The sequence below is a fragment of the Amycolatopsis sp. NPDC004625 genome (assembly GCF_040609695.1).
GTDB lineage: Bacteria > Actinomycetota > Actinomycetes > Mycobacteriales > Pseudonocardiaceae > Amycolatopsis.
The window spans coordinates 95,979-118,716 of sequence record NZ_JBEXKX010000017.1 but is presented as its reverse complement, the minus strand read 5'-3'; the positions used below and the strand labels follow the sequence as shown (position 1 = coordinate 118,716).

At 74.5% G+C, this 22,738-nt stretch carries 27 protein-coding genes and 1 pseudogene; 19 read left to right on the top strand and 9 right to left on the bottom strand.

Features of this window, described 5'->3' with window-relative positions:
- Nucleotide 1 precedes the first annotated feature (1 nt).
- Genes ABZW17_RS21520 through ABZW17_RS21510 form a run of 3 tightly spaced genes read left to right on the top strand, consistent with a single transcriptional unit; the run spans nt 2 to nt 3,818 of the window.
- Entirely contained in the window at nt 2-319 is a 318-nt protein-coding gene (locus tag ABZW17_RS21520; RefSeq protein ID WP_354816698.1) for a hypothetical protein, read from the top strand.
- Nucleotides 319-3,438, top strand: coding sequence for a WXG100 family type VII secretion target (locus ABZW17_RS21515; protein ID WP_354816695.1), 3,120 nt, complete (start codon nt 319-321; stop codon nt 3,436-3,438). Before ABZW17_RS21520 ends, ABZW17_RS21515 begins: the two co-directional genes overlap by 1 nt.
- A gap of 8 nt (nt 3,439-3,446) precedes the next feature.
- Nucleotides 3,447-3,818 carry a hypothetical protein gene (locus ABZW17_RS21510; protein ID WP_354816692.1) on the top strand — a complete coding sequence of 124 codons (372 nt, stop codon included), beginning with the start codon at nt 3,447-3,449 and terminating at the stop codon, nt 3,816-3,818.
- Here the strand turns inward: ABZW17_RS21510 and ABZW17_RS21505 are convergent.
- Nucleotides 3,802-4,596, bottom strand: coding sequence for a class I SAM-dependent methyltransferase (locus ABZW17_RS21505; RefSeq protein WP_354816689.1), 795 nt, complete (start codon nt 4,594-4,596; stop codon nt 3,802-3,804). The two genes, ABZW17_RS21510 and ABZW17_RS21505, sit on opposite strands and share 17 nt — an antisense overlap.
- Before the next feature lie 144 nt (nt 4,597-4,740).
- Between ABZW17_RS21505 and ABZW17_RS21500 the strand changes: the two genes are divergently transcribed.
- The 5 genes from ABZW17_RS21500 to ligD (ABZW17_RS21480) are packed head-to-tail and all read left to right on the top strand — an operon-like array spanning nt 4,741 to nt 7,443.
- Nucleotides 4,741-4,929 (top strand): hypothetical protein, encoded by a 189-nt coding sequence (locus ABZW17_RS21500; protein WP_354816686.1) that lies wholly within the window; start codon nt 4,741-4,743, stop codon nt 4,927-4,929.
- Entirely contained in the window at nt 4,929-5,105 is a 177-nt protein-coding gene (locus tag ABZW17_RS21495) for a hypothetical protein (protein ID WP_354816683.1), read from the top strand. The genes ABZW17_RS21500 and ABZW17_RS21495 overlap by 1 nt, the downstream gene beginning before the upstream one ends.
- Before the next feature lie 56 nt (nt 5,106-5,161).
- The gene (locus tag ABZW17_RS21490; RefSeq protein ID WP_354816680.1) at nt 5,162-5,716 is read left to right on the top strand and encodes a hemerythrin domain-containing protein; all 555 of its coding nucleotides are present in this window, start codon (nt 5,162-5,164) and stop codon (nt 5,714-5,716) included.
- Nucleotides 5,717-5,719: 3 nt separating this feature from the next.
- Nucleotides 5,720-5,851, top strand: coding sequence for a hypothetical protein (locus ABZW17_RS21485; RefSeq protein WP_354816677.1), 132 nt, complete (start codon nt 5,720-5,722; stop codon nt 5,849-5,851).
- 17 nt (nt 5,852-5,868) lie between these two features.
- Complete coding sequence (gene ligD, locus ABZW17_RS21480; protein ID WP_354816674.1) at nt 5,869-7,443, top strand: non-homologous end-joining DNA ligase; 1,575 nt, start codon at nt 5,869-5,871, stop codon at nt 7,441-7,443.
- Between the two features lie 3 nt (nt 7,444-7,446).
- On the opposite strand, the gene ABZW17_RS21475 is transcribed toward ligD (ABZW17_RS21480), so the two are convergent.
- Nucleotides 7,447-8,388 (bottom strand): PfkB family carbohydrate kinase, encoded by a 942-nt coding sequence (locus tag ABZW17_RS21475; protein ID WP_354816671.1) that lies wholly within the window; start codon nt 8,386-8,388, stop codon nt 7,447-7,449.
- Between the two features lie 113 nt (nt 8,389-8,501).
- Between ABZW17_RS21475 and ABZW17_RS21470 the strand changes: the two are divergent.
- From ABZW17_RS21470 to ABZW17_RS21460, 3 genes and pseudogenes are all read left to right on the top strand, one after another.
- Nucleotides 8,502-8,637 (top strand): annotated as a pseudogene (locus tag ABZW17_RS21470) (RecQ family zinc-binding domain-containing protein); the annotation flags it as partial.
- Between the two features lie 179 nt (nt 8,638-8,816).
- Nucleotides 8,817-9,581, top strand: a complete 765-nt coding sequence (locus tag ABZW17_RS21465) for an ANTAR domain-containing protein (protein WP_354816668.1) — start codon at nt 8,817-8,819, stop codon at nt 9,579-9,581.
- A gap of 102 nt (nt 9,582-9,683) precedes the next feature.
- Nucleotides 9,684-10,082 carry an STAS domain-containing protein gene (locus ABZW17_RS21460; RefSeq protein WP_354816665.1) on the top strand — a complete coding sequence of 133 codons (399 nt, stop codon included), beginning with the start codon at nt 9,684-9,686 and terminating at the stop codon, nt 10,080-10,082.
- A 6-nt stretch (nt 10,083-10,088) separates the two neighbouring features.
- On the opposite strand, the gene ABZW17_RS21455 is transcribed toward ABZW17_RS21460, so the two are convergent.
- A complete protein-coding gene (locus ABZW17_RS21455) occupies nt 10,089-11,492 on the bottom strand; it encodes a PP2C family protein-serine/threonine phosphatase (protein ID WP_354816662.1) in 1,404 nt (467 codons plus the stop codon).
- Nucleotides 11,493-11,496: 4 nt separating this feature from the next.
- Entirely contained in the window at nt 11,497-12,231 is a 735-nt protein-coding gene (locus ABZW17_RS21450; protein WP_354816659.1) for a GAF and ANTAR domain-containing protein, read from the bottom strand.
- Nucleotides 12,232-12,372: 141 nt separating this feature from the next.
- Here ABZW17_RS21450 and ABZW17_RS21445 point away from each other — a divergent pair, with 141 nt between their 5' ends.
- The 3 genes from ABZW17_RS21445 (at nt 12,373) to ABZW17_RS21435 (ending at nt 14,745) form a co-directional block, all read left to right on the top strand.
- A complete protein-coding gene (locus ABZW17_RS21445) occupies nt 12,373-13,119 on the top strand; it encodes a GAF and ANTAR domain-containing protein (protein ID WP_354816656.1) in 747 nt (248 codons plus the stop codon).
- Nucleotides 13,120-13,129: 10 nt separating this feature from the next.
- Complete coding sequence (gene ligD / locus ABZW17_RS21440) at nt 13,130-14,050, top strand: non-homologous end-joining DNA ligase (protein ID WP_354816653.1); 921 nt, start codon at nt 13,130-13,132, stop codon at nt 14,048-14,050.
- A gap of 275 nt (nt 14,051-14,325) precedes the next feature.
- Entirely contained in the window at nt 14,326-14,745 is a 420-nt protein-coding gene (locus tag ABZW17_RS21435; RefSeq protein WP_354816650.1) for a DUF6292 family protein, read from the top strand.
- Nucleotides 14,746-14,793: 48 nt separating this feature from the next.
- Here ABZW17_RS21435 and ABZW17_RS21430 read toward each other — a convergent pair whose 3' ends face one another.
- Together ABZW17_RS21430 and ABZW17_RS21425 are read right to left on the bottom strand one after the other, a co-directional pair.
- Nucleotides 14,794-15,669 carry a class I SAM-dependent methyltransferase gene (locus ABZW17_RS21430; RefSeq protein WP_354816647.1) on the bottom strand — a complete coding sequence of 292 codons (876 nt, stop codon included), beginning with the start codon at nt 15,667-15,669 and terminating at the stop codon, nt 14,794-14,796.
- Nucleotides 15,666-16,595 carry an alpha/beta hydrolase gene (locus ABZW17_RS21425; protein ID WP_354816644.1) on the bottom strand — a complete coding sequence of 310 codons (930 nt, stop codon included), beginning with the start codon at nt 16,593-16,595 and terminating at the stop codon, nt 15,666-15,668. The genes ABZW17_RS21430 and ABZW17_RS21425 overlap by 4 nt, the downstream gene beginning before the upstream one ends.
- Before the next feature lie 69 nt (nt 16,596-16,664).
- Here ABZW17_RS21425 and ABZW17_RS21420 point away from each other — a divergent pair, with 69 nt between their 5' ends.
- Nucleotides 16,665-17,225 carry a TetR/AcrR family transcriptional regulator gene (locus ABZW17_RS21420; RefSeq protein ID WP_354816641.1) on the top strand — a complete coding sequence of 187 codons (561 nt, stop codon included), beginning with the start codon at nt 16,665-16,667 and terminating at the stop codon, nt 17,223-17,225.
- Nucleotides 17,226-17,320: 95 nt separating this feature from the next.
- On the top strand, nt 17,321-17,662 hold the full coding sequence (locus tag ABZW17_RS21415) for a DoxX family protein (RefSeq protein WP_354816638.1): 342 nt from the start codon (nt 17,321-17,323) through the stop codon (nt 17,660-17,662).
- Here the strand turns inward: ABZW17_RS21415 and ABZW17_RS21410 are convergent.
- The gene (locus ABZW17_RS21410) at nt 17,620-18,486 is read right to left on the bottom strand and encodes an alpha/beta hydrolase (protein ID WP_354816635.1); all 867 of its coding nucleotides are present in this window, start codon (nt 18,484-18,486) and stop codon (nt 17,620-17,622) included. The genes ABZW17_RS21415 and ABZW17_RS21410 overlap by 43 nt on opposite strands.
- Nucleotides 18,486-19,508 (bottom strand): alpha/beta hydrolase-fold protein, encoded by a 1,023-nt coding sequence (locus ABZW17_RS21405; RefSeq protein ID WP_354816632.1) that lies wholly within the window; start codon nt 19,506-19,508, stop codon nt 18,486-18,488. The genes ABZW17_RS21410 and ABZW17_RS21405 overlap by 1 nt, the downstream gene beginning before the upstream one ends.
- A 97-nt stretch (nt 19,509-19,605) precedes the next feature.
- Here ABZW17_RS21405 and ABZW17_RS21400 point away from each other — a divergent pair, with 97 nt between their 5' ends.
- From ABZW17_RS21400 to ABZW17_RS21390, 3 genes are read left to right on the top strand one after another with little or no spacing between them, the layout of a single operon-like run.
- Entirely contained in the window at nt 19,606-20,274 is a 669-nt protein-coding gene (locus tag ABZW17_RS21400) for a hypothetical protein (protein ID WP_354816629.1), read from the top strand.
- Nucleotides 20,274-20,825, top strand: coding sequence for a DUF6529 family protein (locus tag ABZW17_RS21395; RefSeq protein WP_354816626.1), 552 nt, complete (start codon nt 20,274-20,276; stop codon nt 20,823-20,825). The genes ABZW17_RS21400 and ABZW17_RS21395 overlap by 1 nt, the downstream gene beginning before the upstream one ends.
- Before the next feature lie 15 nt (nt 20,826-20,840).
- Nucleotides 20,841-21,260, top strand: a complete 420-nt coding sequence (locus tag ABZW17_RS21390) for a Rieske (2Fe-2S) protein (RefSeq protein ID WP_354816623.1) — start codon at nt 20,841-20,843, stop codon at nt 21,258-21,260.
- On the opposite strand, the gene ABZW17_RS21385 is transcribed toward ABZW17_RS21390, so the two are convergent.
- A complete protein-coding gene (locus tag ABZW17_RS21385; protein WP_354816620.1) occupies nt 21,257-22,705 on the bottom strand; it encodes a hypothetical protein in 1,449 nt (482 codons plus the stop codon). The genes ABZW17_RS21390 and ABZW17_RS21385 overlap by 4 nt on opposite strands.
- Between the last annotated feature and the right edge of the window lie 33 nt (nt 22,706-22,738).

Sequence of the window (22,738 nt, the reverse complement as noted above, 5' to 3'; positions counted from 1 at the left end):
CATGAGCGGCGGGGGGTACACCGCGACGACCGAGGCGTTGTCGACGGCGGCCAAAACCATCGGTGACCTGGCGGAGCACCTGCTGGACGACAACCCGGACCTGCAGACGCCACAGGTGACCGCGGAGAAGTTCGGCCGCGCGCACGGCGCGCACGCCACCAAGTACACCGCCGGCGCGCAGGCGTTGTGGGCCGCGGTCTCCGGCTACAGCGGCACGCTGGGCTCGTTCGGCTCGAACCTCGGCACCGCGGGCTCGAAGTACGGCACCAACGAGGGCAACCAGGCCGGCGCGATCACGAACGCCGGGGGCTCGCTCTGATGGCCGACAAGAAGAAGTGGTCCGACGTCAAGGCGATCCTGGACGACCCGAGCGTCCCGCCGGGGCAGAAGAGCGCGCTGATCAGCAGCTGGCTGCGCGAAAACCCGCCACCGCCGCCGTTCCTGTCCGACCAGGAGCCGGACGACATCAAGCAGAAGCGGCAGGAAGCCGAGAAGTACGCCAACGCCTACAACGCGAACCCGCTGTTCGCCGGCCAGTCGGTCGACGAGGCCTACGACAAGGCCAAGAAGAGCGGTGACCAGAACAGCTACAACGAGGACCAGGAAAAGAAGGCCGTCGACGACGGCAAGAAGAAGCTCGACGACACGAAGCCGCCCGCCGCCGACAGCGGCGGGGAGAGCAGCGGGACCAAGACCTCCGACGAGATCTTCGACGCCGCCGCGCCCGCGCTGAAGCTGTTCGAGACGTTCGGCTCGCTGCTGGCGAAGATCCCGGCCGACTGCCGCGGCAACACCCGCGCGCTCGACCTCGACAAGGACATCCGGGCGCCGTTCGACGAGCAGCGCGGGATCAGCTTCGCGGACTTCGTCGCCGACGCCGGGCACTTCAAGCACGGTTCGGAGACGGTGGACCGGACGCTGCAGGACACCGGCTCGCAGCTGAGCAGCCTGTACCAGAGCTGGAGCGGCGCGGGTGCCGACGCCGCGTCGGACAACTACAACGAGAAGATCCAGCCCAAGGCGGCGAAGCTGTCCCAGACGCTCGGCAACGCGAGCGAGGCGACGCTGAACACCGCCACGACGGTGTTCCAGCTGTGCAAGGGCAAGGCCGACGCCGTCGTCGGGATGTACACCGACCTGGTCGGCAAGGCCGACTACACGATGGCGCAGAAGGTCGTCGCGGTCGCCAGCGGCGAGCACGGCAACGAGCAGGACCTGGCCCAGATCGCGGGCTGGATGGACCTCAACTTCGGCACCAACCTGGTCAAGACCCTCAACGACCAGGGCTGCTGCGACGGCGACGAGATCAAGAAGCACGGCCAGGACCTGGCCAAGCAGTGGATCCAGAACCAGTTCAACCCCGACATGTGGGACCGGCTGTACCAGGGCTTCGCGAAGACCTGCAAGGACACGAAGGACCTCGTCGACAAGGCCTACGACGCCCTCGACAAGGTCATGGGCGGGATCCGGAACGAGTTCCCGGCCGCTTCGGGTCCCGGGGGCGCGGGCGGCGGTCCCGGCGGCCCGGGCGGCGGCCCGGGTTCGACCGGGGGCGCGGGCGGTGGGCCGGGCTCGACGGGTGGCGCGGGCGGTGGCCCGGGTGCGACCGGCGGCTCCGGCGGTGGCCCCGGCGGTGGCCCCGGTGGCTCGGGCAGCGGGTCGGGTGCGGGTGCGCCCGGCGGCGGTTCGGGCTCGGGCGGCGGTGGCGGTTCGGTGCCGCCGATTCCCGACACGACCACGGGATCCGGTGCGCCGGGCGGGGGTTCGGGCGCCGGTGGCGGCTCGGGGGCCGACCTGCCGAGCGGTGCCGGTTCGGGCGCGGGCGGTTCGGGTTCCGGCGGTTCGGGGTCCGGGACGGGCGGTGGCGGCTCGATACCGCCGATCCCGGACGGGTCCGCGGGTTCCGGCGGCGGCTCCGCGGGTGGCGGCTCGGCGGGCGGCGGCGCCGGCTCGCCGGGCGGCCAGGACGACCAGGCGGCCGCGGCGGAGGCGGCCAAGCAGCAGGCCGCGCAGCAGGCCGAGGCGGCGAAGCAGAAGGCCGCCGACGCGCTGAAGGAGTTCAGCGGCCCGGGCATCCAGACGGATTCCGGGGCCGGCCTCGGCTCCTCCGGCGGCTCCGGCTCGGGTGGCCCGGGATCCGACAGCACGGCACCGTCTTCCGTGCCGCCGCCGTCCGACACGGGCCAGGACTCGGCCGCCGCGGCGGCCGAAGCGGCCAAGAAGAAGGCCGCGGACGCGCTGAAGGAGTTCAGCGGCCCGGGCATCCAGACGGACTCCGGCGACGGTGCGGGCAGCATGGGCGGCGGCTCCGGCTCGGGTGGCGGCGACTCGGGCGGGGGTTCCGGCGACGACGGCAAGGCCGGGGCCGAACAGGCCGCGGAAGAGGCGAAGAAGAAGGCCGCGGACGCGTTGAAGGAGTTCGGCGGCCCGGGCATCGCCACGGATCCCGCCACCGGCGAGGCCCTGCCCGGCGCGGACGCCGACCACGACGGCAAGCCCGACGGCCTGCTCGGCGACGACGGCAAGCCGGGCGAGCACGGCGAGCACAAGGGTGACGACGACCCCGACGTCCTCAAGGTCAAGCAGGGCGACAAGACCTTCGAGATGACCGAGCCGGACCGCGACGGCAAGATGGACATCAAGGTCGGCGACGGATCCGGGGACCCGAAGGACTTCAAGCTCGACTGGTCCGGCGACGGTGACGGCAAGCCCGGCGACGGTCCACAAGGGACGGACAAGGACACGTACTGCCCCGGCCCGGACGGCAAGATCCACATCAAGGACGGCGACCTGCAGATCACCGCCGAGCGGCCCGACGGCCCGGACGGCCCGACCGTCGTCACCGTCGACGACGGCAAGGGCACGCCGACGACCTACACCCTCGGCGAGGACGACAAGCCCGGCGGGGACGCCCTCGGCGACACCCCCGCGAAGAAGGTCGACGACCTGCCCACCCACCGGGGCACGCTCGATGACCTCAAACCGCACGACGGCGGCGACCCGGGCGCCCACCACGGCGGCGACGGCGGTGGCGGTGCGCACCACGGCGGCGGCCCGTCGCCGGCCGGGATCGGCGGCGGCTCGCACGGCGGCGGGGCCGGCTTCTCCGGCGCGGGCTTCGAACCGGCCGGCGCCGGGCTGGGGGAGACGCCGATGTCCGGCGGCGCCCACAGCGGTGTCGGCGCGACGCAGCCGCAGCCCGCGCCCGCCTTCGCCTCGGCGGCCGGGGCCACCGGCGCATCCGGCTCGTCGATGGCCGGGATGCCGGGCATGGGCGCCATGGGCGGCGCCCACGGCGGCGGTGGCGGCGGCGACACCGAACGCCGTGCCGCGTACCGGATCGAGGGTGCCGTCTTCGACAACCTCGGCGAACCCGGGCGCCGGATCATCGGCTCCCTCAACGACGACGAAGACCCGCCGTCCGCCCGGACCTGGTAGGAGGACCCGTGACCGACATCGGCGGGATGAAGGCCGAGCTCGACGCCCTCGTCCGCGAGCAGGCCGATCGCCGTACCCTGCGGGAACAGCAGGGCGAGGAGATCAAGGCCCGCTCGCAGGAGTACATGACCAAGCAGGTCCAGGCGGCCGAGCGGTACGTCCAGCACGTCCGCGAAATGGCGCAGCGCAAGACGAAGTCGGGCTGGAGCACCGACCGGTCGCACGCCGAGCCGGCGTCGGCCTTCGCCGCGGAGGAGTACCCCGGCCCGGCCGGTTTCGAGGCGGCGCCGGCCCCGCGGCCGGCGCGGGACGAGCCGCGGGCCGCCCGCCGTCCCCGCGCCGCCGTCGAAGAGGACGAGGACTTCAACAACCCCTGGTGAACCACAGGTCGACGGCGATCTCGCGCAGCGGCATGGTGAACGTCTCCGCCGGGGCGAGCCGCCGCCGCAGTTCCCCTTCGAACTCGGCCCGCCGTTCGCCGAACAGGTGCGGCGCCGAGCTCGACAGGGAGAACACCCCGGCGACGACGTCGTCGACCGTGCGGGTCACCACCCGGCCCGGCACCTCGAACCGCCGCGGGCCGTGGAAGCCGGCCGCGCGGTAGATCCCGGCCTCGCCGCCCGCCGTGCCCTCCGGCAGCGTGCCCTGTCCCGCGCGCCGCACCGGGCCCAGGTACTCGCGCACCAGCTCGGCGATCGCCGGGTGCACGGGCTCGAGCGTCGACGCGTGCACGTGCGCGCAGACCCCGTCCGGCGCCAGCATCCCGCGCACGGCGGCCGCGACACGGGGCCGGTCGAACCAGTGGAAGGACTGCGCGAAGGTGACCAGCCGGAACCGGCCCAGCCCGGCGGGCAAATCTTCCGCGCGCCGATGCACCCACCGGCAGTTTCCCAGCCCCGCGTCCGCCGCCAGCCGCGCAGCTTCGGCGAGCATGTCGGGATCGGCGTCCAGCCCGACGGCCTCCGCGAAGGAACCGGCCAGCGGCAGCGTCAGCGAGCCGGGCCCGCAGCCGATGTCGAGCAGCCGCCCGGTTCCGTCCAGGTCGAGTTCGCGGGCGAAGGCCGTGGCGAGCCCGGCGGGGTACGCCACCCGGCCGCGCGGGTAGTACTCGGCACTGCCCGAATAGAGGGTTGGATCCCATTCCCACGCACCGGTCACGATCCCCAGCCTAGGGAGCGCGGCAAGGCTTTTCCGGAGATGAGCGGGCACCACCCGGACGGGTTCGGTGGAGGGTGTGAAACCCGGCGCGGCGGGGTATCCGGTCGCGTTCGTTCCGCCGCCGAACCAGCCGGAGGTCTTCCGATGCCCGTGCGCACCGCCACCCCGCCCGCCACCGACGTCGTCGGGCTGGCCCTGGAAGTCCTTGCCGCGCAGGGGTTGAGCCGGGCGGCCGCGAACGCCGCCCTGGTTTCGCTGGCCAGGGAAAGAGGCGTGACCGTGGCGCGCTGCGCCGCTCTGGTCGTGGCCGCGGTCGACGGGCGGATGGGCTGATGGCGTTCACCGCGCGGGCCGGGAACGACGACGCCACCTCGATCGGCGGGAGCGCGCTGCTCGCCGTCGGGCTGGTCGTCGCCTTCTTCGGCGGGTGGTCGTGGTGGACCGTGGCCGGGGTCGGCGCGGCCGCCGCGGGCGCGCTCTGGCTCACAGTCGCGAACCGCGGCAAGTAACCGGCCCGGGACGGGGAACGCTGCCTCCACCCGAACGACCGAGGAGGAGGCCGTCCATGGCGGAGCACGACGAGGACGTCATCGAACTGCTGCAGCGGCAGCACCGCGAGATCCGGGAGCTGTTCGCCGGGCTGGAGACCGCGGAGGGGGACCGGCGCCGGGAGCTGTTCCACGACCTCGTGCGGCTGCTGGCGGTGCACGAGACGGCGGAGGAAATGGTCGTGCACCCGGAGATCCGCGACCTCGAACCGGCGGCCGGGCCCGTCGTCGACGCGCGGATCGGCGAGGAGCATCGGGCCAAGGCCCTGCTGACGAACCTGCAGAAGCTGGGCCCGGAGGCCGAGGGGTTCGACACGCTGCTTGTGCAGCTGCGCGACGATGTGCTCGCGCACGCCGAACACGAGGAGCGGGAGGAGTTCCCGCTGCTGCGGGCACACCGCCCGCCCGAGCGGCTGCGGGCGATGGCCGCGACCGCCAAGCTGGCCGAGGCGGTGGGGCCGACCCGCCCGCACCCCGGCGTCGAAAGCGCGAAGGCCAACCTGCTGCTGGGTCCGCCCGCGGCGATCGTGGACCGGGCGCGCGACCTCATCCGCGGCGCGCTGGGCGGCTGAGGCGTGACCGAGCCGGACGAAGCCACCGACCCCGAGGAGTTCGCCGAGGAGGCGGGCACCGACCCGACCCCGCAGCAGGTCGCCGAATACGAGGAGCTGGCGCGGCGCAACCCGCCCTGGTCGGCGCCGGACTGACTGGGTACCCCGCCGGCATGGCAGGAGCCCCGGCCCGCAAACTGCGGCGCTACCAGGAGATGCGCGACTTCGGCCGCACCGCGGAACCGGCCGGCGGGGCCGCGGCCGGCCCGGACCGCCACCGGTTCGTGGTGCAGCGGCACCGGGCGCGCCGGCTGCACTACGACTTCCGCCTCGAACTCGGTGGCGTGCTGGTCAGCTGGGCGGTGCCGAAGGGACCCACGCTGGACCCGAAGGCCCGCCGGCTGGCCGTGCACGTCGAAGATCACCCGATCGAGTACGCCGGCTTCGAGGGCGTCATCCCGCGCGGCGAGTACGGCGGCGGGGACGTCATCGTCTGGGACCGCGGCGTGTGGCGGCCGGTCGAGGCGGACCCGGCCCGGGCGATCGAGGCCGGGACGCTGCACTTCGACCTCGACGGCGAGAAGCTGGCCGGGCGGTTCGTCCTCGTCCGCACCAGCCGCGGCGAGAAGGACCAGTGGTTCCTGCTGCACAAGCAGGACGAGCACGCCCGGGCCGGCTGGGACGCCGAGGACCACCCGCGGTCGGTGAAGAGCGGCCGCACCAACGACGAGGTCGCGGCCGCCCCGGACGCGCTCTGGCACGGCGACCGGCCCGCCGCCGAAGCGGAGGAAGCCGTCGGCGGGTGGCAGGCGCCGACCGAGGACGAACTCGCCGCGCTCGACGCCTTGGGCGCCAAGGGCCGCTGGTCGGTCGGGGGCCGCGAGCTGGCCCTGACCAACCTGGACAAGGTGCTGTTCCCGGCCGACGGCGAACCCGTCACCAAGCGGGACCTCATCCGCTACTACGTCACCGCCGGGCCGGCGATGCTGCCGTACCTGGCGGGCCGTCCGCTCACCACGCACCGGTTCCCGCAGGGCGTCACCGAGCCGGGCTTCTGGCAGAAGGAGGTCCCGCGGCACGCCCCGGACTGGCTCACCACCTGGCGCAACGAGCGCGCCCGCCCGGGGGAGAGCCGGCGGTACGTTGTCGCCGACAGCGTGGCGACGCTCGCGTGGCTGGCGAACTACGGCGCACTGGAGCTGCACGCCTGGACGTCCCGCGCCGCCGACGTCGACCACCCGACGTGGGTGCTGTTCGACATCGACCCGGGCCCGGAGACGACGTTCGAGCAGGTCCTGGAGCTCGCGCGGCTGCACCGCACCGCCCTGGAGCACTTCGGCCTGACCGGCCGGCCCAAGGTGACCGGGCAGCGCGGGATCCAGGTGTGGGTGCCGATCGCGCCGCACTGCACGTTCGAGCAGACCCGCGCCTGGGCGGAGACGGTGTCCCGGACCATCGGGCGGGTGCTGCCCGACCTGGTCAGCTGGGCCTGGACGAAGGACAAGCGCCGCGGCCGCGCCCGGCTCGACTACACGCAGAACGTGCTCAACAAGACCCTGGTCGCGCCCTACAGCGTCCGTCCCCGGCCCGGCGCCCCGGTTTCGGTGCCGCTGGAATGGGACGAGCTCGACGACCCGGGCCTCACGCCGGACCGCTGGACCGTCCGGGACGTCCCGGACCGCTTGGCCGGCCGCGGCGACCCGTTCGCGGTCTTGCTGGGCCTGGAGCAGAAGCTGCCGGGCCTGTAGCACTCAGGCGCGGACGGATTCGAACTGCCGGGGCTGCAGCCGGTCGAGTTCCGCGGGGGTCAGGTGCGGACGCCCGCCCGCGTGCTCGGTCGTCGCCGCGGCCGCCGCCACCGCCAGGCTCGCCGCCGTCTCCAGCGGGCGCCGCCGGGTCAGCGCCGCGGTGAGGGTCGCGACGAGCGCGTCCCCGGCGCCGGTGGGGTCGACCACCTCGGTCCGGACGTGCGGCACGAACCAGCTGCCCTCCGGCCCGGCGAACAGGGTGCCCTGCCCGCCCACCTCCAGCACGACCAGCGAAGGCCCGCGTCGCCGGAGGTCCGCGGCGGCGCGGACGGCCGAAGCGACGTCCTCGACCGGCTGCCCGGTGAGGAGCTCGGCTTCCCGGCCGTCGGCGCGCACGACGTCGGCCAGGGCGAGCAGGTCCGCGGCCGGCGTGCCGGACGGCGGTGCCCCGTCCAGCACGACCCGGGTGCCCGCGGTGTGCGCCAGCCGGGCGGCCAGCAGAGCGACCGGCGCGGGCTGCTGCAGCTGCACGATCAGCGAGGCGGCGGCCGAAATCGGGGCGGCCGCGGCGAAGACGTCGCCTTCGGTGAGCAGCGTTTCCTCCGGGACGTGCTCGAGGTACCGGCGGCGGCCGTGGTCGTCGACCACGTCGACGAGCAGCGCCGTCTCGGTGCCCGGCCGGCGGACCACGTGCGAGGTGCCGATCCGGTCGGCCCTGGCCTGGGCGAGCAGCGCGTCGCCGGTGCGGTCGCGGCCGACGACGCCGACCAGCGACACCGACACCCCGAGCTGGCCCAGCGCCACGGCCTGGTTGGCGCCCTTCCCGCCGAGCAGCTCCTGCCGGTGCCGGACCGGAGCCGACGAGTCCGCATCGGGTGCGTCGGGGACTTCGATCACCAGGTCGCGGGCGATCTGCCCGGCGACGACGACTTCGCTGAAGGTCATCGGGTCCACCGGCGGGTCATGGCGCCTCCTCGGGTCACCGTTCGGCTACCCGGCCCGCGGCGGCGGGTAAACCGCTCGTTCGGGTCGAGTGGTCGCCGGGCGCCGTCGTGGGGCGGGCGGCCGAACTCGTCCGCTCGCGGGTGCAGATGATCCGCGCCTACGCGGAAACCACCGGCTGCCGCCGCCGGTACCTGCTCGGGTACTTCGGCGAGGAACTCGTGCGGCCACTGCGACACCTGCGATGCCGGTCGTACGGGAGCAGGACCGGCTCGGCCGCTGCCGACCCCGGCCGGGTGAGCCGGTTGCGCCGGACGGCGGACCCGCCGTGGCCGGTGCGTGGCCGGACCCACAAAGCGGCCCGCCGAGGGAGGCGAAGCACCGCGTCTTGCGGTAAATCAAGAGGACCAAGCAAGACCGGTGGAGGAGCGGTGACCGAATCACTGATGAACGCGGCGGATCGTTGGAGACCGCTGACCGAACTGCTGCAGGCCCTGCTCGAGCGGGTCGCCGGCGAGCTGCCCGGATGCCTCGGCGCGGGCCTGACCGTGAGCCACGGCGGCCCGCCGCTGCAGGTGCTGGCCACCGCCGGCGTCGGCGAGCACCTGGTGCCCGCCCAGCTGCGCGACGGCGGCCCGGTCGCCGTCGCGGACGCCACCGGTGAACCGGTGACGACGGACGAGCTCTTCGGCGACGAGCGCTGGCCGCGGTTGTCCCGCGACGACGTCCCCGGCGGCGAAGCGATCCGCGGGGCCGTCGCACTGCCCGGGTTCTGGGACGAGCACGGCACTTTCGTTCTCTCGGCGACGCTGGACCGGCCGCCCGGCTCCACCACCCTGCCCGTCCTGCAGCGGTACGCGAAGCTCACCGAAACGACCCTGGTGGTCGCCGAGACCGCCACCGCGGGCGACCCCGACCAGATGCTCGACCTGCTGGCCTCCCGCGCCGCCATCGAGCAGGCGAAGGGCGTGATCATGGCCCTCCGGCGGTGCCCGCCGGAGGAGGCGTGGCAGACGCTGCGCCGCACCAGCCAGGAGTTCAACGTCAAGGTCCGCGAGCTGGCCATCGCCCTCGTCGAGCACCTCGGGGGCCACACGGCGACCCAGCCGGCCGGCACGCGGGCCATCCACCCCGGTGACCAGGCCCGCCACGCCGCCGAGCGCCTCTGGTCGGCTTTCACGGCGGTCCCGTCCTGAAGGAGGGCGTTTCCGGTCCGGGCGTTTGGGTACCAAGATCCCGTCCGTGATCACGTCACTGCGTCGCCGGCCCCCGGCCGGCGCGGAAGGCCAACCGAACCCGTGTCCCCCACGTTCCCGGTCCCCACCCGGTCCGCGCCGCTCACGGCGCGCCGGACGGAGTACCGCCCCGGTCTCTTCGTGCTGACCTTCGCCGGCGAGATCGACGCCTTGACCCTGCCGATCCTCGAGCGTGAGCTGCGGGTGGCCCCACCGGGGACGACGGTGGTGGTGAACCTGACCCCGGTGGCGTTCGTCGGCCTGGCCGGCGCCCGCGCCCTGGCGGCCGCCGCCGAGCGGGCCGCCGCCGACGGCGGGTGCTTCGGGGTCGTGGCGAACAGCCGGACTCTGGCACGGCTGTTCCGCATCACCGGGCTGGCCGCGGTGGTCCCGATGTTCGCGTCGCTGTCGGACGCGCTGCGGGAGCTGCTGGCGGCCGGAATGCACGACCGCGCCGGCTGAGGCCGCTCAGCGCGGGACCCAGCGGGCGATCAGCACGCCCGCGTCGTGCCGGGACCCGCCCTCGCCGTGGTCCAGCACGGCGCGGGTGAGCCGGCGGGCGATCTCCGGCGGCAGCTCACCGGCGTCGTGGCCGAGGTGGCGGGCGATCCGGGCGCGGCCGAACGGCTCCCCGGCCCGGTTCGCCGTCTCCGCGACGCCGCGGGAGTACAGCGTCAGCAGGTCGCCGGGTTCGAGCTGCACCTCCGTGGCCGGGCAAAGCCCGCCGCCGGCGGCGAACCGCGTCGCGGCGGGGGCCGCGGTGAGGCACGCCTCGCCGTCGCGGACGACCAGGGGCGCGGGACACCCGGCGCCGAGCAGCCGCAGGACGCCGGTGTGCAGGTCCAGCTCGGCCACCACCCCGTGCACGGCCGGCGCGCCGGGCAGGGCTTCGAGCTCGGCGGCGACCGCTGCGAACTGCTCGCCGAGGGCCGCGCCGCCGTGGCGGGCGGCGCGGTAGGCGGACAGCGCGGTCACGACCGCGATGTCCGCGCCGCCGCCGCGCACGCCGGCGTCGAACAGCGCCAGCTGCGCGCGCCCCTCCGAGAGGGCGTAGTCGAACACGGTCGCGCAGAGGTCGTACACCGGTTGGACGCTCGCGCCGACGATGACGCTTTCCGTGGCCGCGGTGAGCGGCGGCAGGCTCTGCCACAGCAGTTCGGCGGGGGAGCCGCGGGGCCGGTGGCGGCGCCGGCGGTCCAGGCCGTCGCCGTACTGGGTCGTGGCGGTCACGAGGTGCCCGAGCAGCGTCGCCAGCCAGCGGCACTGCTCCCGCAGCGCCGGGTCGTCCGGGTCGGCGTCGTCCGGGACGATCTCCAGCACGCCGAGCCGCTCGACGCCGTCGAGCAGGATGGTCCACAGCGTGCCGTCCCGGGCGACGGTGGTGCCGGCCCGGCGGAACACGGCTCCGCCGACGGTGGTTTCGATGTCGAGCTCCGCGCCGCCGGGACGCAGCGGCACGAGCGTGCGCTGGTCGTGATCGGCCAGGTAGACGCCGATGGTCAGGTCGAGCGCGCGGCCCGCCTCGGCGACGACGGCCGGCAGCCGTTCGGGCGGCGCGCGGTGGGCCCCTTCGAGCAGGTCGACCAGGGCCTTCAGCGGGCCGTGCAACGGTTTCGCGTCGCGGACCGAGTGGCTGTAGGGCGCACGGGCGGGCCCGGTTTCGTCGAGCCGTTCGTTGACGGCGTGGGCGAGCATGTCGCGGTCGACGCGGGGCAGCGTGGTCAGCCCGTTGAGGTAGGCGTCCAGTTCGAGCAGGTTCAGGCTGCCGCCGAGCGCGAAGTACCGCATCCACAGCTGTTCCGGCGTGAGGTCGCTCCGGGCGAAGCAGGCGGCGATCCGGCGCTGCTGTTCGTCCTCGGGCAGGAAACGCATCCGCTCACCCTTCCCGCACCGGGGTGACGAGCCGCGCGGCGGCCTCGGCCGGGCTGCCCCCGCAGGCGCGGGCCAGCGCAAGCAGGCGGTCGAAGGCGGCGTCCTCGTCGAGGCCGTCGCGGCCCATGAGGAAGCCCTTCGCCAGCGTGATCAGGTCGCGGTCGCGCAGGGTGTCCTTGAACCGCGCGCTGAACCGGCCGGCGCGCTCGCCGGCCCGTGCGTTGGCGACCAGCACGGCGGCGCGGTCGGCGAACCGCACGAGCGTCCGCTCGTCGGCGGCTCCGAAGGCACGGGGAATGGTCGCGTAGAGCTTGATGGCGCCGTGACAGCCGTCCCCGGTGACCATCGGCGCGGTGACGACCGACCGCAACCCCGACCGGGCCACGGCGGAACACCACCGCACCCACCGCCGTTCGGCGGCGACATCGTCGACCCGCTGCGGCGAACGCTCCCGCAGGGCGGCCAGGCAGGGGCCTTCCCCGAGCTCGTACTGCAGGGTGTCGGCTTCGCGCACGAGCGGACCCGACGCACTGGTGGTGACGAAGGCCCCTTCGCCGTCGACCAGGGTCACCCCGACCCCGTCCGCGGCGGCAATGGTCGTCCCGGCGAGCGTCACGATCAGCTCCAGCACCGAATCGACGCTTTCCCGCGACAGCAGCAACCCCGACATCCGAGCGGCAACGGCGGCCAGCTCCCCCTCGAGCGGCAACCCACCCGGCGCAGCCTCATCCGACGACATGCGTGCTGATTACCTACCCGGCGCGCCCGGCAAACCTGCCGGCGATCGCGGCGAGAACCGGGACGCGCGGGGGACCGCGGACATGGATCCACCCCGGACTGGGTACCCGGAATCACTGTGTGCCGAGCGGGAGGAGCAGACATGGAACGGCCCGACCCCACCGCGACGGCTCCGCCGTTGTTCGACGAGGTGACCGGGGCCCTGGAAGCCCTCTCCGTCGTCCTGCGGGAGGAGGAGGACTTCCGGATCCTGCTCCAGCACGTCTGCCTGCAGGTGCGCCACGCCGTGCCCGGGGTCGGCGAGGCCTCCGTCACCCTGGTCACCGGGGACGCGCCGCACACCGCGACCGCCACCAGCAGCATCGTCGGCGAGCTCGACGGTGACCAGTACCGGATCGGGGACGGGCCCTGCCTCGAGGCGATGCGGGACGGCAAGATCGTCCGCACCACGGTGGCCGACGCGCTCGAGCGGTGGCCCGAGTTCTCGCGCGGGGCGCGGGAGGCCGGCTTCGGGAGCTTCCTCGCCGCGCCGCTGGTCGCCGACGCGGAGTTCTCCGGGGCCGTCAACTGCTACGGGCGACAGGACGACGGCTTCGAGGAGGTCGAGGGGCAGCTGCTCGAGCTCTACACCGCCGCCGTCGAGGCGATCCTCCGCGTCTACCACCGGTACCTGCGGGCGCGGGACACCGCCGACCACCTGCGGACGGCGCTGACTTCGCGCGCGGTCATCGACCAGGCCAAGGGGATGCTGATGGCCATCCGCCAGGTCGACGCCGAGGACGCCTTCGCGCTGCTCGTCGAGCAGTCGCAGCGGGAGAACACGAAGCTGCGGGAGGTCGCCGAGCGGTTCGTCGAAGGAGTGGTCTCGGGGCTCCTCCCGCCGCGGTAGCGTGGGGACCGTGGCGGGAAGCCGGATCACGGTGCGGGTCGGCGAGCGGCAGCTGACGCTCTCGAACCTCGAAAAGGTGCTCTACCCGCGCCACGGCTTCACCAAGGGCGAGGTCCTCGACTACTACACGCGGATCGCGCCAGTGCTGCTGCCGCACCTGCGCGACCGGGCGGTGACGTTCGTGCGCTTCCCGGACGGCGTCGGCGGTGGCTCGTTCTTCGAGAAGGACGTCTCGCGCCACGCCCCGGACTGGGTGCGCACCGCGCGGCTGGCCGTCGGCGGCCGGGGCCAGGAGCCCGAACTCGTCGCCTACCCGTTGCTCGACGACCTGCCCGGGCTCGTGTGGGCGGCCAACCTCGCCGCGCTCGAGCTGCACGTCCACCAGTGGACCGTCGGCCCCGGCGACGAGCGCCGCACCCCGGACCGGCTGGTGTTCGACCTCGATCCGGGGCCCGGCGCGACGGTGGTCGACTGCTGCCGGGTCGCCGAGCGGCTCCACGACGTCCTCGTCCAGGACGGCTTCACGCCGATCGCGAAGACGAGCGGCTCCAAGGGCATGCAGCTGTACGTGGGCGTGGTGACCGCGGACGGCGGTGAGCCGTCGCGGTACGCGAAGGCCCTGGCCGAGCGGCTCGCCGCGCAGACGCCGGAGCTCGTCGTGGCGCGGATGACGAAGAACCTGCGCCCGGGCAAGGTCTTCATCGACTGGAGCCAGAACAACCCGCACAAGACCACGGTGGCGCCGTACTCGCTGCGCGGCCGTGACGAGCCGACCGTGTCGGCTCCCGTCACGTGGGACGAGGTCCGCGCGTGCCGGCACGTGACGCACCTGCGGTTCACCGCCGGCGAGGTTTTGCGGCGCGTCGAGGACCACGGAGATCTGTTCGCCGATCTCGAACACACCCGGGTGCCGATTCCGGCGATCGGCTGAACTTCGGAAACTGCCATTCCGCCCGGCGCGCGCACGGTTTCGGCGGAAATGCCCGGAAAACGGCGTCACCTGCGGATTTGATCGTCCACATCGGACTGTTGCACGTGCAGACGGCCGTGTCACTGCACGAAGGCGCCGAGTGGGTCATCCGGCGGTGGGCCGGCGTCGGCGAAGTCGGTACGGTCTACGGACGAACCGCGGCGTCCGCCGTGGTGGCGAAAGACAATGGCGCGGCGGCCGTCGCCGTTCTTGTCGAATGTGGCGAAAGGAAACAGGTGTCCGCCCTGATCGACACCGATCTCGAATTCTGGTTCCAGCGTGGCCTGCGCGCGTATCTGGGCGAAGTGGCGCGTGCGCTCGGCTTCGGCTTCGAGTCGTGCACCGTGGACGTCGACGTCCCGGTGTCGGCCTACGTGGCGGTGGACTGGCGGTTGCGGCGGTTCCCCGAGCGTGACGTGGCCCTGCTCTGGGACGAGGTGCACGGCTGGGCGGTCGCGGTCGAGGCGGCGTGCGGCGAGGAGATGATCGTGCTCGCCTACCTCGGCGGCGCGGACATCCTGCCGCCGGCCCAGGAGGTCGTGCGGTTCCTGACCGCGTTGCGGGCCGGTGCCGTGGATCCGCGCGAGCCGGGTTCGCCGGTGCTGCGCCGTCCCGGCCGCCACCAGGAACTCCTGCCGCTGCTGCCGGCCCGCTGATCCACAGTGGACGAAGCGGTGCCGCGCCGGGCCGGCGCGGCACCGCGGTCACCCGGCGAAGGTCACCAGCGTGATCGACGGACGCAGGTCGCGCAGGCCGGGCAGGTCCGCGATCCGGCGCAGCACACCCGGCCCCCAGGCCCCGCGCCCGGCCGGCGGCTGCCGGTCTTCGACGGCGGCGACCCCGGGAACGCGCCCGAGCAGCCGCGCGGCCTCGGAAGCGCTCAGGCCGAACGGCATCGGCGGAACGGTGTAGCGCGCGGACAGCCGCAGCCCGGAACTGTCGGTGCCTTCCGGTAGCGTGGAAAACGGGGGGCGCCCCCGCGGCCCGCTCCGCAGCGTCCGCCGGCTGAGCCACGGCGGGATCGAGTCGAAGAACAGCTGCCCGCCGGGGAACCGCGCCGCGCAGTCGGCGATCAGCGCGAGCACGGCGGCGCGTTCGAGGTACATGAACAGTCCCTCGGCCGAGACGAACACGCCCCGAGCCGGATCGGGCACGTCCAGCCAGGCGCGGTCCAGCGCCGACGCCGGCATCGACGTCATCCGCGGCTCCGGCGGCAGCAGCCGCCGGCGCAGGTCGATCACCGGCGGCAGGTCGACCGAAAGCCAGTCGACCGCGGGCCGGCCCAGCCGCCAGTAGGTGGTCTGCAGGCCCTCGCCGAGGGCGACGACGGTCGCGGCCGGGTGCCGCTCCAGGTAGGCGCGCAGGGCGAGGTCCAGGGCGGCGGCGCGCAGCGGGTGGATCTGGTCCGGCTTGCCGAACCGCGCGTAGTCGTACGAAATCCGGCGCTGCAGCTGCTCGGCGAGCGGGTCCGCGAACGCCGAGCCGGGGTGCCGCGACTCCTCGGCGCGGTTGCGCAGCGTCCAGAGGCAGGTGGCCGCCACGCCGTCCAGGGCGGCGCCGTCGATGATCGGCCCGGTCATGCGGCGAAGGCGGTCCGCAGGAACGCGAGGATGTCCGCCCGCGCGGTTTCGGCCTGCGGCACCAGGCCCGGCAGGCTGAGGAACGCGTGCCCCGCGCCCGGGTACTCGGCGAGCCGGGCCGGGGTGCCCGCCGCGTCGAGCCGCTCGGCGTAGCGGCGGCCGTGGTCGGCCAGCGGATCGTGGGTCGGCACCACCACCAGGGCCGGCGCCAGTCCGCTCAGGTCGCCGGCGTGCAGCGGCGAAAGCGCGCGGGCGTCGCCCGCCGGTGCGGCCAGGCGCCGGATCAAGCGCAGCACCGGCAGGCTCAGCGTGGGCGTCCCGGCGTACTCGGCGACCGAGTCGTGGTCGAACATCGACCCGGTCACGTCGGTCGCCGGGTTGACCAGCACCTGCGCCCGCAGCGGCACCCCGGCGGCCCGGGCCCGGATCGCGGCGAGCGCGCCGATCAGCCCGCCGCAGCTTTCGCCGAAGACCGCGGCCCGCGCCGGGTCGATGCCCCACGCCCCGGCGTGGCGCAGGAGGTGCCGCAGCGCGTCCCAGCCGTCGTCGACGGCGTCCGCGAGCGGCTGGTCCGGCGCGACGAGCCGGTGCTCCACCGAAACGACGACCGCGGGCAGCCGCGCGGCGAGGTGGCTGGTGACCCAGTCGCTCTGCACCGCCGTGCCGACGAACCCGCCGCCGTGCACGTGGACCACGAGTGGCAGCGTGCCGTCCCGGTCCGCCGGCCGGTGCGCCCGGACCGGCAGGTCGCGGCCGGGCAGCGCCAGGTCCCGCCACTCGATTCGTGCGTCCGGATCCGGTTGCCCGGTCAGCGCCCGGGCGGCGGCGGAGGCCCGGAAGCGGTTTTCCGCCTCCCGGTAGGCGAACAGCTCTTCGGTCGTCATCGCGAGCCAGTCCGGCTCCGGCGGACGCGTTTCCTGGATCATGGTCGGCTCCCTGGTTTCGAAACCTGAGGTATCGAAACCTACGGTAGCGAAAACCGGTAGGGTGGCGCCATGCCTTCCGCGTCCGCCCGGCCACCGGGCCGTCCCCGCGCCGGCGTCGACGCCGCGGTGTTCGCCGCGACGCTGCGGACGGTCCACGAGCTCGGCTACGCGCGGGCCACCGTCGAGCGCATCGCCGCGGCGGCCGGCATCGCCAAGACGACGATCTACCGGCGCTGGCCGTCCAAGGGCGAGCTGATCGTGGACGTCCTGCTGGACGCGTTCGGCCCGGCGCCGCTCGCGGGCGGGACCCGGGCCGACGTCCTGACGTCGGTCATCCGCTGGGGCGCGGCGAAGATCGCCGAACCCGGCGTGGGCGACGCGTTCGCCGGCGTCTTCAGCGACGCCGTCAGCGATCCGGCCCTGCGCGTGGTGCTGTCCTCGCGGCTGCAGGACCCGTACCGGCTCGCGCTCCAGGACGCGCTCGGCGAGCCGGAGCACCGGGTCCTGTTCTTCGTCGACGTCGTCGTCGGCACCCTGCTGCACCGGATGGGCATGACCGGCGAGCCGATGGCCGACGCCGACGTCGACGCCCTGGTCGAGATGGTCGTGGCGCACTTCGCGGCCGGGTGACGGCCGTCATGGGCCGGGCTGTCACATCGCCGACGGCCGCGGAGTCGTGGGGGTGACGGACCCCGACGGGGTTCGCGAAGCCCCGAGGAGTCCCGATGTCCACCGCTCACCTGATCGTCACCATCGCCGCCGCGGCCTGGGTCGGCTTCTCGGCCGTCTCGATGCTGACCCGCGCGAAGTGGGTCGTCGAGCCGATCAGCGAGTACGGCGTGCCCGAGCGGTGGTGGGCGTGGCTCGGCACGGCGAAGGCGGCCGGCGCGCTGGGCCTGCTGGCCGGGCTGGCCTGGCCGCCGATCGGCATCGCGGCGGCGATCGGCCTGGTGCTGTACTTCACCGGCGCGCTCGTCACCGTGGCCCGGGCGCGGTCGTACGGGCACCTGGTGTTCCCGGCGCTCTACCTGGCGCCGGTGGTCGCCTCGCTGCTCCTGCTGCCCTGATCGGCGAGCCAGGTGAGCGCGTCGGCGGTGTGGCGCAGCACGGACAGGTGCCCGTCGCCGGGCGAGGGCCGGTACTCGGCGTGCGGGCACCGCCCGGCGAGCCACGCGCTGTGCGAGGCGGGGATCATCCGGTCCTCCTCGCCGTGCACCAGCAGCACGGGCGCGCTGATCGACGCGGGGTCGCCGCCCCACGGCGTGACGTAGGCGAGGTCGTCGTCGATCAGCCCGCCGGGCCCGTCCGCGAGCGCGGCGCGGACGACCTCGTCCAGCCACGACCACGACCCGTTCAGCGCGGCGAAATCGGCGGCGGTGAAGACGGCGGGATCGAATTCCGCGCCGGCCTCGTACTTTTCCTTGGCGGTCCGCCCTTCCGTGGCGGCGCGCAGCGAGGCGACACTCGCCGCGGCCATGCCGCCGAACCAGTCGAGGCCGGCCGCGTCGAACGGCGCCACCGCGGCCAGGCCCGCGGCGGCGAACACCCGATCCGGCAGCAGCGCGGCACAGGCCAGGGCGTGCGAACTCCCACCGGAGTGCCCGAGCACGGCGAACCGCCCGACCCCGAGCGCGTCGGCCACGGCGGCCACCCACCCGGCGACGTCCCCGACCCGCCGCCCCGGCACCGGCGTGGAGGAGCGGTAGCCGGGCCGGTCGAAGGACACGAACCGCACGCCGAGCTCCCGGGCGAGGGGCAGCAGCGGCCCGGGCGGCGCGCCGGTGTTGGGCGTGCCGTGGTGCCAGAAGACGGTGAGCCGGGCGGGGCCGCCGGTGTCGTGCACGTGCAGGACGCGGCCGCCGGGCAGGGTCAGATCGGTCTCGGTGACCATCAGCGGGCCAGCCGCTCCGCCAGCCACGCCAGCGAAAGCGGGTAGCGGTAGTCGATCCCGCCGTGGCCGGCGTCGAACAGCTCGTAGTGGACGCGGTCGGCCGGCAGGCCCGCCGCCACCACCTCGGCCCGGAACGCCTCCGCGCCGAGGTCGAGGAACCACTCGTCGCTCGTGCCCGCGTCGATCCACACCGCCCGCAGCGAGCGGACCGCCTCCGCGTGGCGCGCCACCATCCGGACCGGGTCCCAGTCCAGCCAGCGCTGCCACTGCTCCGGCCGCAACGCGCCGGTCAGCGGGTCGAACGGCAGCTCCGGCGTCCCGTCCTCGCGGGCCGAGAAGCACGCCGCGACGCCGAACAGCATCAACAACGTCGAGTCTTCCGGCTTGGTGAACGCCGGGCGGCTCCGGAAGTCCGCCCACCACGCCTGGATGTCCTGGTCGTAGTCGCGCAGCGCGCGGACCGCCTTGCCGAAGTCGGGGACGTAGCACAGCTCGTAGAGCGAGTCGCCCGCGTGCGTCGCCAGCGCGCCGAACAGGTCCGGGCGCAGCATCGGCGTGATCATCGCGCCGAACCCGCCCGAGGACTTGCCGGCGATCGCCCGGGACGCCGGGGCGGGCAGCGTCCGGTAGCGCTCGTCGACCCACGGCACGATCTCGTCGCACAGGTACGAGTGGTAGCGGCCGGTGCCCGGCGAATCGACGAACTGCGAGCCGCCGTACGCGGTCCACGCGTCGACGTACACCACGACACAACCCGGTGCGCCACCGGCGAAGACGGCGTCGGCCGTCTCCACGAACGGTTGCCGGAACGGCATCCGGTTGGCCCACATGGTCAGGTGCCCGGTGTAGCCCTGGATGACGTACACCGCCGGGTACCGCTCGTCGCCGTCGTCGTAGCCCGGCGGCACGTACACCCAGAGCGGCCGCTCGTGCGGATCGCCGAGCGGGTTGCCGCGCAGCAGCGTGGAGGACACCGTGTGCCGGTCGAGCCGGCCGGCGAGTTCGCCGTCCCAGGGCAGCATGCGGCCAGTCAACCACGATCCAACCGGTTGTGGTGGCTAAGCATTACCTCCTTTCCGCGCGTAGCGTTGAGCCGTTTCGGGAGATGCGGGGACGACCATGAAACATCCGGGGCCGTTGTTCACCTTGCTCGCCGGTGTGGTGCTCGCCGGCGGGATCGGGATCGCCGACGTGGCGTCGGGAACCGGCGCGCCGGTCGCCGGGTCCGCGAGCGCGGTGGGGACCGCGAGCACCACGGCGTCCGCGCCGCCCGGGACGACGGCGGAACCGCCGAAGCCCGCGGCGCCCGCACGGGCCGACTACGCCGGGCGGGTGACCGGCGGCGGCGCGTCGATCGCGGTGTCGGCGCGCGACGGCCACGCCATCGCGTACCTCTGCGACGGCAAGAGGATCGAAGCCTGGCTCCAAGGCGTGACCGTCGACGGGAACCTGAACCTCAGGGGCGCCCCGAACGCGAGCCTGACGGGCCGCTTCGACGCGGATTCGGCCACCGGGACCGTCACCGCGGCCGGCAGGACGTACCAGTTCGCCGTGCCGGTGGCCAAGAAACCCGCGGGCCTCTACCGGGCGACGCCGAAGGTGAAGGGCAAGCCGGCGAAGGCCGGCTGGATCGTGCAGTCCGACGGCAGCCAGGTCGGCCTGCTCACGACGGAAGACGGCTCGGCGGCCGCCCCGGCGCTCGACCCGGCCGCCGGCACCGCGACCGTCGACGGCGTCCCGGTGACCGCCGAGCCGATCAGCGGCGTGGCCGGGACGGGGGAGTTCTGATGACCGCCCCGGCCGCAGGGCGCCGCACCGCGGTCGCGCTCGTGGTGCCGCTGGTGGCCGGCGCCGTCGTTTCGGTGGCGCTCGGCGTCTACGGCGGCCTGCACACGCCGACCGGGGTCGCGGTGAACATCGCGGGGTTCTCCGGGCCGCAGGCCGTGAAGGCGTGGCTCGCGACGGTCGTCGTCGTGCTCGCCCTCGTCCAGCTCCTTTCGGCGCTGGCGATGTACGGCAAGCTCGGCCGCGGCGCGCCCGCGTGGGCCGGTCCGGTGCACCGCTGGTCGGGCCGGCTGGCGTTCCTCGCGTCGATCCCGGTCGCGATGCACTGCCTCTACGCGCTCGGGTTCCAGGCGTTCGACCCGCGCGTCCTCGTGCACTCCCTGCTCGGCTGCTTCTTCTACGGCGTGTTCGTGGCGAAGATGCTCCTGCTGCGCAAGGACGGCGCGCCCGGGTGGTCGCTCCCGCTGCTCGGCGGCCTGGTGTTCACCGCGCTGGTCGGGCTGTGGCTGAGCGCGTCGCTGTGGTTCTTCACCCAGTCAGGTCTGACCTTCTAACCGCGGAGGACGAAAGTGCGGAACGACGACGTGGACCCGGCGTTGACGCGCCGGACGGCGCTCGCGGTCCTCGGCGCCGGGCTGGCGGCCGGCTGCAGCACCTACGGCGGCGGCCCGGGCGGGACGCCGGCGGCCGCGGCGCCCGGCGGCACCGAGCTCGGCGCGTCCGGGGACGTGCCGGTGGGCGGCGGAAAGGTGTTCGCGGACAAGCAGGTGGTGGTGACGCAGCCGGTGGCGGGGACCTTCGCGGCCTTCTCGGCGATCTGCACCCACCAGGGCTGCACGGTCGACACCGTGGCCGGCGGCACGATCGACTGCCCGTGCCACGGCAGCAAGTTCAAGATCGCCGACGGCTCGGTGGCGAACGGCCCGGCGTCGAAACCCCTGGAGAAGAAGGCGATCACGGTCACCGGCGGCAAGATCACCCTGGCCTAGCCGTAGGCCTTCGCGATCGTCCGGGCCTCGATCGTCCACAACGGACTCGACGTGTCCGGCTCGCCGTGCAGCACGGTCCGGCCGTCCGCGCACGCGTACCGGAGGTCCGGCGCCGCGACGGCGGTGCACTGCACGCCGTTCTCCAGCACGAGCAGGAAGGGATCGGCCGTCCCGCCGGGCCGCGGTGGCGACGGCAGCGCGCCGGCGTAGGTCAGCACGACGGCCTTGGTCGCCGAGGCCGGGCAGGAGACCTGCGGGCGCGGTCCCGGGGCGGCGAAACACGGGTCGTACGTCGTGCCGCCGGCCGTGCAGCGGTAGGCGTCGTGGCGGCCGGACACCGCGGACACCGTCGCGCAGGCCGCCCGGGCCGTCGCGGTGCCGGCCCGCGGCCGGTACGCGACGACCTGCGTGAACCGCTGTGCCCGGCCCGTGGTCACCGGGACCTCGAAGGCGGGGCTCGCACCGGCGACGCTGCTCGTCACGGGCCCGATCCCGGCGGCGACGAGCCGGCGCACGACCTCGCCGCCGTCCGGGTGGCACGGTCCGAGCGCGGCCCACACGGCCGCCGCGACCTCGGCGAGAGGCCGGTCCGGGGTGTACCGGGCCGCGCCGATGTCCGCGGCGCAGGCGAGCACGCCGGGCGCCGGGTCGCCGCCGGTCAGGCCGAACAGCTCGGCGGCGCGGTGGGCCGCGGTGGCGAGCGACGTCCCGAGGGCGGGCCCCGGATCGGCCTGGCCGTGGATGCTCGCGGGCAGCAGGCCGAACGGGACGGTGTAGGTCACGCCGGCGCCGGGCCAGAGCAGGTCGCGCCGGCGCGGGTGGCCGAGCAGCTGCACGGCGGACGTGCTCGCCGCCGCGGTCCGGGTGACCGGCCCGGGCCAGCTCGGCGGCAGGACGATCCGGTAGGGCACCGCCGAGTTCGAGGTGAGCGTGACGTCCGCGCGGCCGTTCCCGGCCGTCACGCAGGCCCACACCGGCCCCGGCTCGCCTACTTCGACGGTCACCCCGGCGGAACTCGCCGCGCGCCCGGCGCAGTCCGGCCGGGGGGCCGGCTCGGCTTCGCGGCCCAGCGCGGCGAGGTCGAGCAGCCCGCCCCAGAACCCGCCCGGGTGCGTGACCTCGGCGACGAAGCTGCGGGTGGCGCCGTCGTAGGCGGCGGGCACGAGCCGGGCGCCGTCGTCGGCGATGACGACGGGCGCGAACCCGGCGGGCGGCGCGCCGGGCACCGGGATGCGCACCGCCCGAGGCGGGCCGTCCAGGGTGGCGCCGCCGCCGAACCGGCGGGTCATCGGCGGCACGACGCCGGGTTCCGCCGCCACGTCCCTGCCCGGCGGTGGGGTGGTCGCGGCACCCTGGTGCCGGACGAGAACTCCGGTGGCGCCGAGCAGGAGCACGACCACGGCGGCCGTCAGGGCGAGCCGGGCCGGTCGTTCGTTCGTGGCCATCGGCACCTCCTCCGAACACCTGCATCCCGCGAG

What these genes read in the sequence shown, in the direction of transcription:
- ABZW17_RS21455 (WP_354816662.1), bottom strand. Translation starts at nt 11,492, where the DNA reads ATGCGTTTCCTGCCCGAGGACGAACAGCAGCGCCGGATCGCCGCCTGC.
- ABZW17_RS21385 (WP_354816620.1), bottom strand. Translation starts at nt 22,705, where the DNA reads ATGGCCACGAACGAACGACCGGCCCGGCTCGCCCTGACGGCCGCCGTG.
- ABZW17_RS21400 (WP_354816629.1), top strand. Translation starts at nt 19,606, where the DNA reads ATGAAACATCCGGGGCCGTTGTTCACCTTGCTCGCCGGTGTGGTGCTC.
- ABZW17_RS21450 (WP_354816659.1), bottom strand. Translation starts at nt 12,231, where the DNA reads ATGTCGTCGGATGAGGCTGCGCCGGGTGGGTTGCCGCTCGAGGGGGAG.
- ABZW17_RS21395 (WP_354816626.1), top strand. Translation starts at nt 20,274, where the DNA reads ATGACCGCCCCGGCCGCAGGGCGCCGCACCGCGGTCGCGCTCGTGGTG.
- ABZW17_RS21490 (WP_354816680.1), top strand. Translation starts at nt 5,162, where the DNA reads ATGGCGGAGCACGACGAGGACGTCATCGAACTGCTGCAGCGGCAGCAC.
- ABZW17_RS21410 (WP_354816635.1), bottom strand. Translation starts at nt 18,486, where the DNA reads ATGGTCACCGAGACCGATCTGACCCTGCCCGGCGGCCGCGTCCTGCAC.
- ABZW17_RS21430 (WP_354816647.1), bottom strand. Translation starts at nt 15,669, where the DNA reads ATGACCGGGCCGATCATCGACGGCGCCGCCCTGGACGGCGTGGCGGCC.
- ABZW17_RS21420 (WP_354816641.1), top strand. Translation starts at nt 16,665, where the DNA reads ATGCCTTCCGCGTCCGCCCGGCCACCGGGCCGTCCCCGCGCCGGCGTC.
- ABZW17_RS21475 (WP_354816671.1), bottom strand. Translation starts at nt 8,388, where the DNA reads ATGACCTTCAGCGAAGTCGTCGTCGCCGGGCAGATCGCCCGCGACCTG.
- ABZW17_RS21520 (WP_354816698.1), top strand. Translation starts at nt 2, where the DNA reads ATGAGCGGCGGGGGGTACACCGCGACGACCGAGGCGTTGTCGACGGCG.
- ABZW17_RS21405 (WP_354816632.1), bottom strand. Translation starts at nt 19,508, where the DNA reads ATGCTGCCCTGGGACGGCGAACTCGCCGGCCGGCTCGACCGGCACACG.
- ligD (WP_354816674.1), top strand. Translation starts at nt 5,869, where the DNA reads ATGGCAGGAGCCCCGGCCCGCAAACTGCGGCGCTACCAGGAGATGCGC.
- ABZW17_RS21495 (WP_354816683.1), top strand. Translation starts at nt 4,929, where the DNA reads ATGGCGTTCACCGCGCGGGCCGGGAACGACGACGCCACCTCGATCGGC.
- ABZW17_RS21445 (WP_354816656.1), top strand. Translation starts at nt 12,373, where the DNA reads ATGGAACGGCCCGACCCCACCGCGACGGCTCCGCCGTTGTTCGACGAG.
- ABZW17_RS21415 (WP_354816638.1), top strand. Translation starts at nt 17,321, where the DNA reads ATGTCCACCGCTCACCTGATCGTCACCATCGCCGCCGCGGCCTGGGTC.
- ABZW17_RS21515 (WP_354816695.1), top strand. Translation starts at nt 319, where the DNA reads ATGGCCGACAAGAAGAAGTGGTCCGACGTCAAGGCGATCCTGGACGAC.
- ABZW17_RS21500 (WP_354816686.1), top strand. Translation starts at nt 4,741, where the DNA reads ATGCCCGTGCGCACCGCCACCCCGCCCGCCACCGACGTCGTCGGGCTG.
- ABZW17_RS21425 (WP_354816644.1), bottom strand. Translation starts at nt 16,595, where the DNA reads ATGATCCAGGAAACGCGTCCGCCGGAGCCGGACTGGCTCGCGATGACG.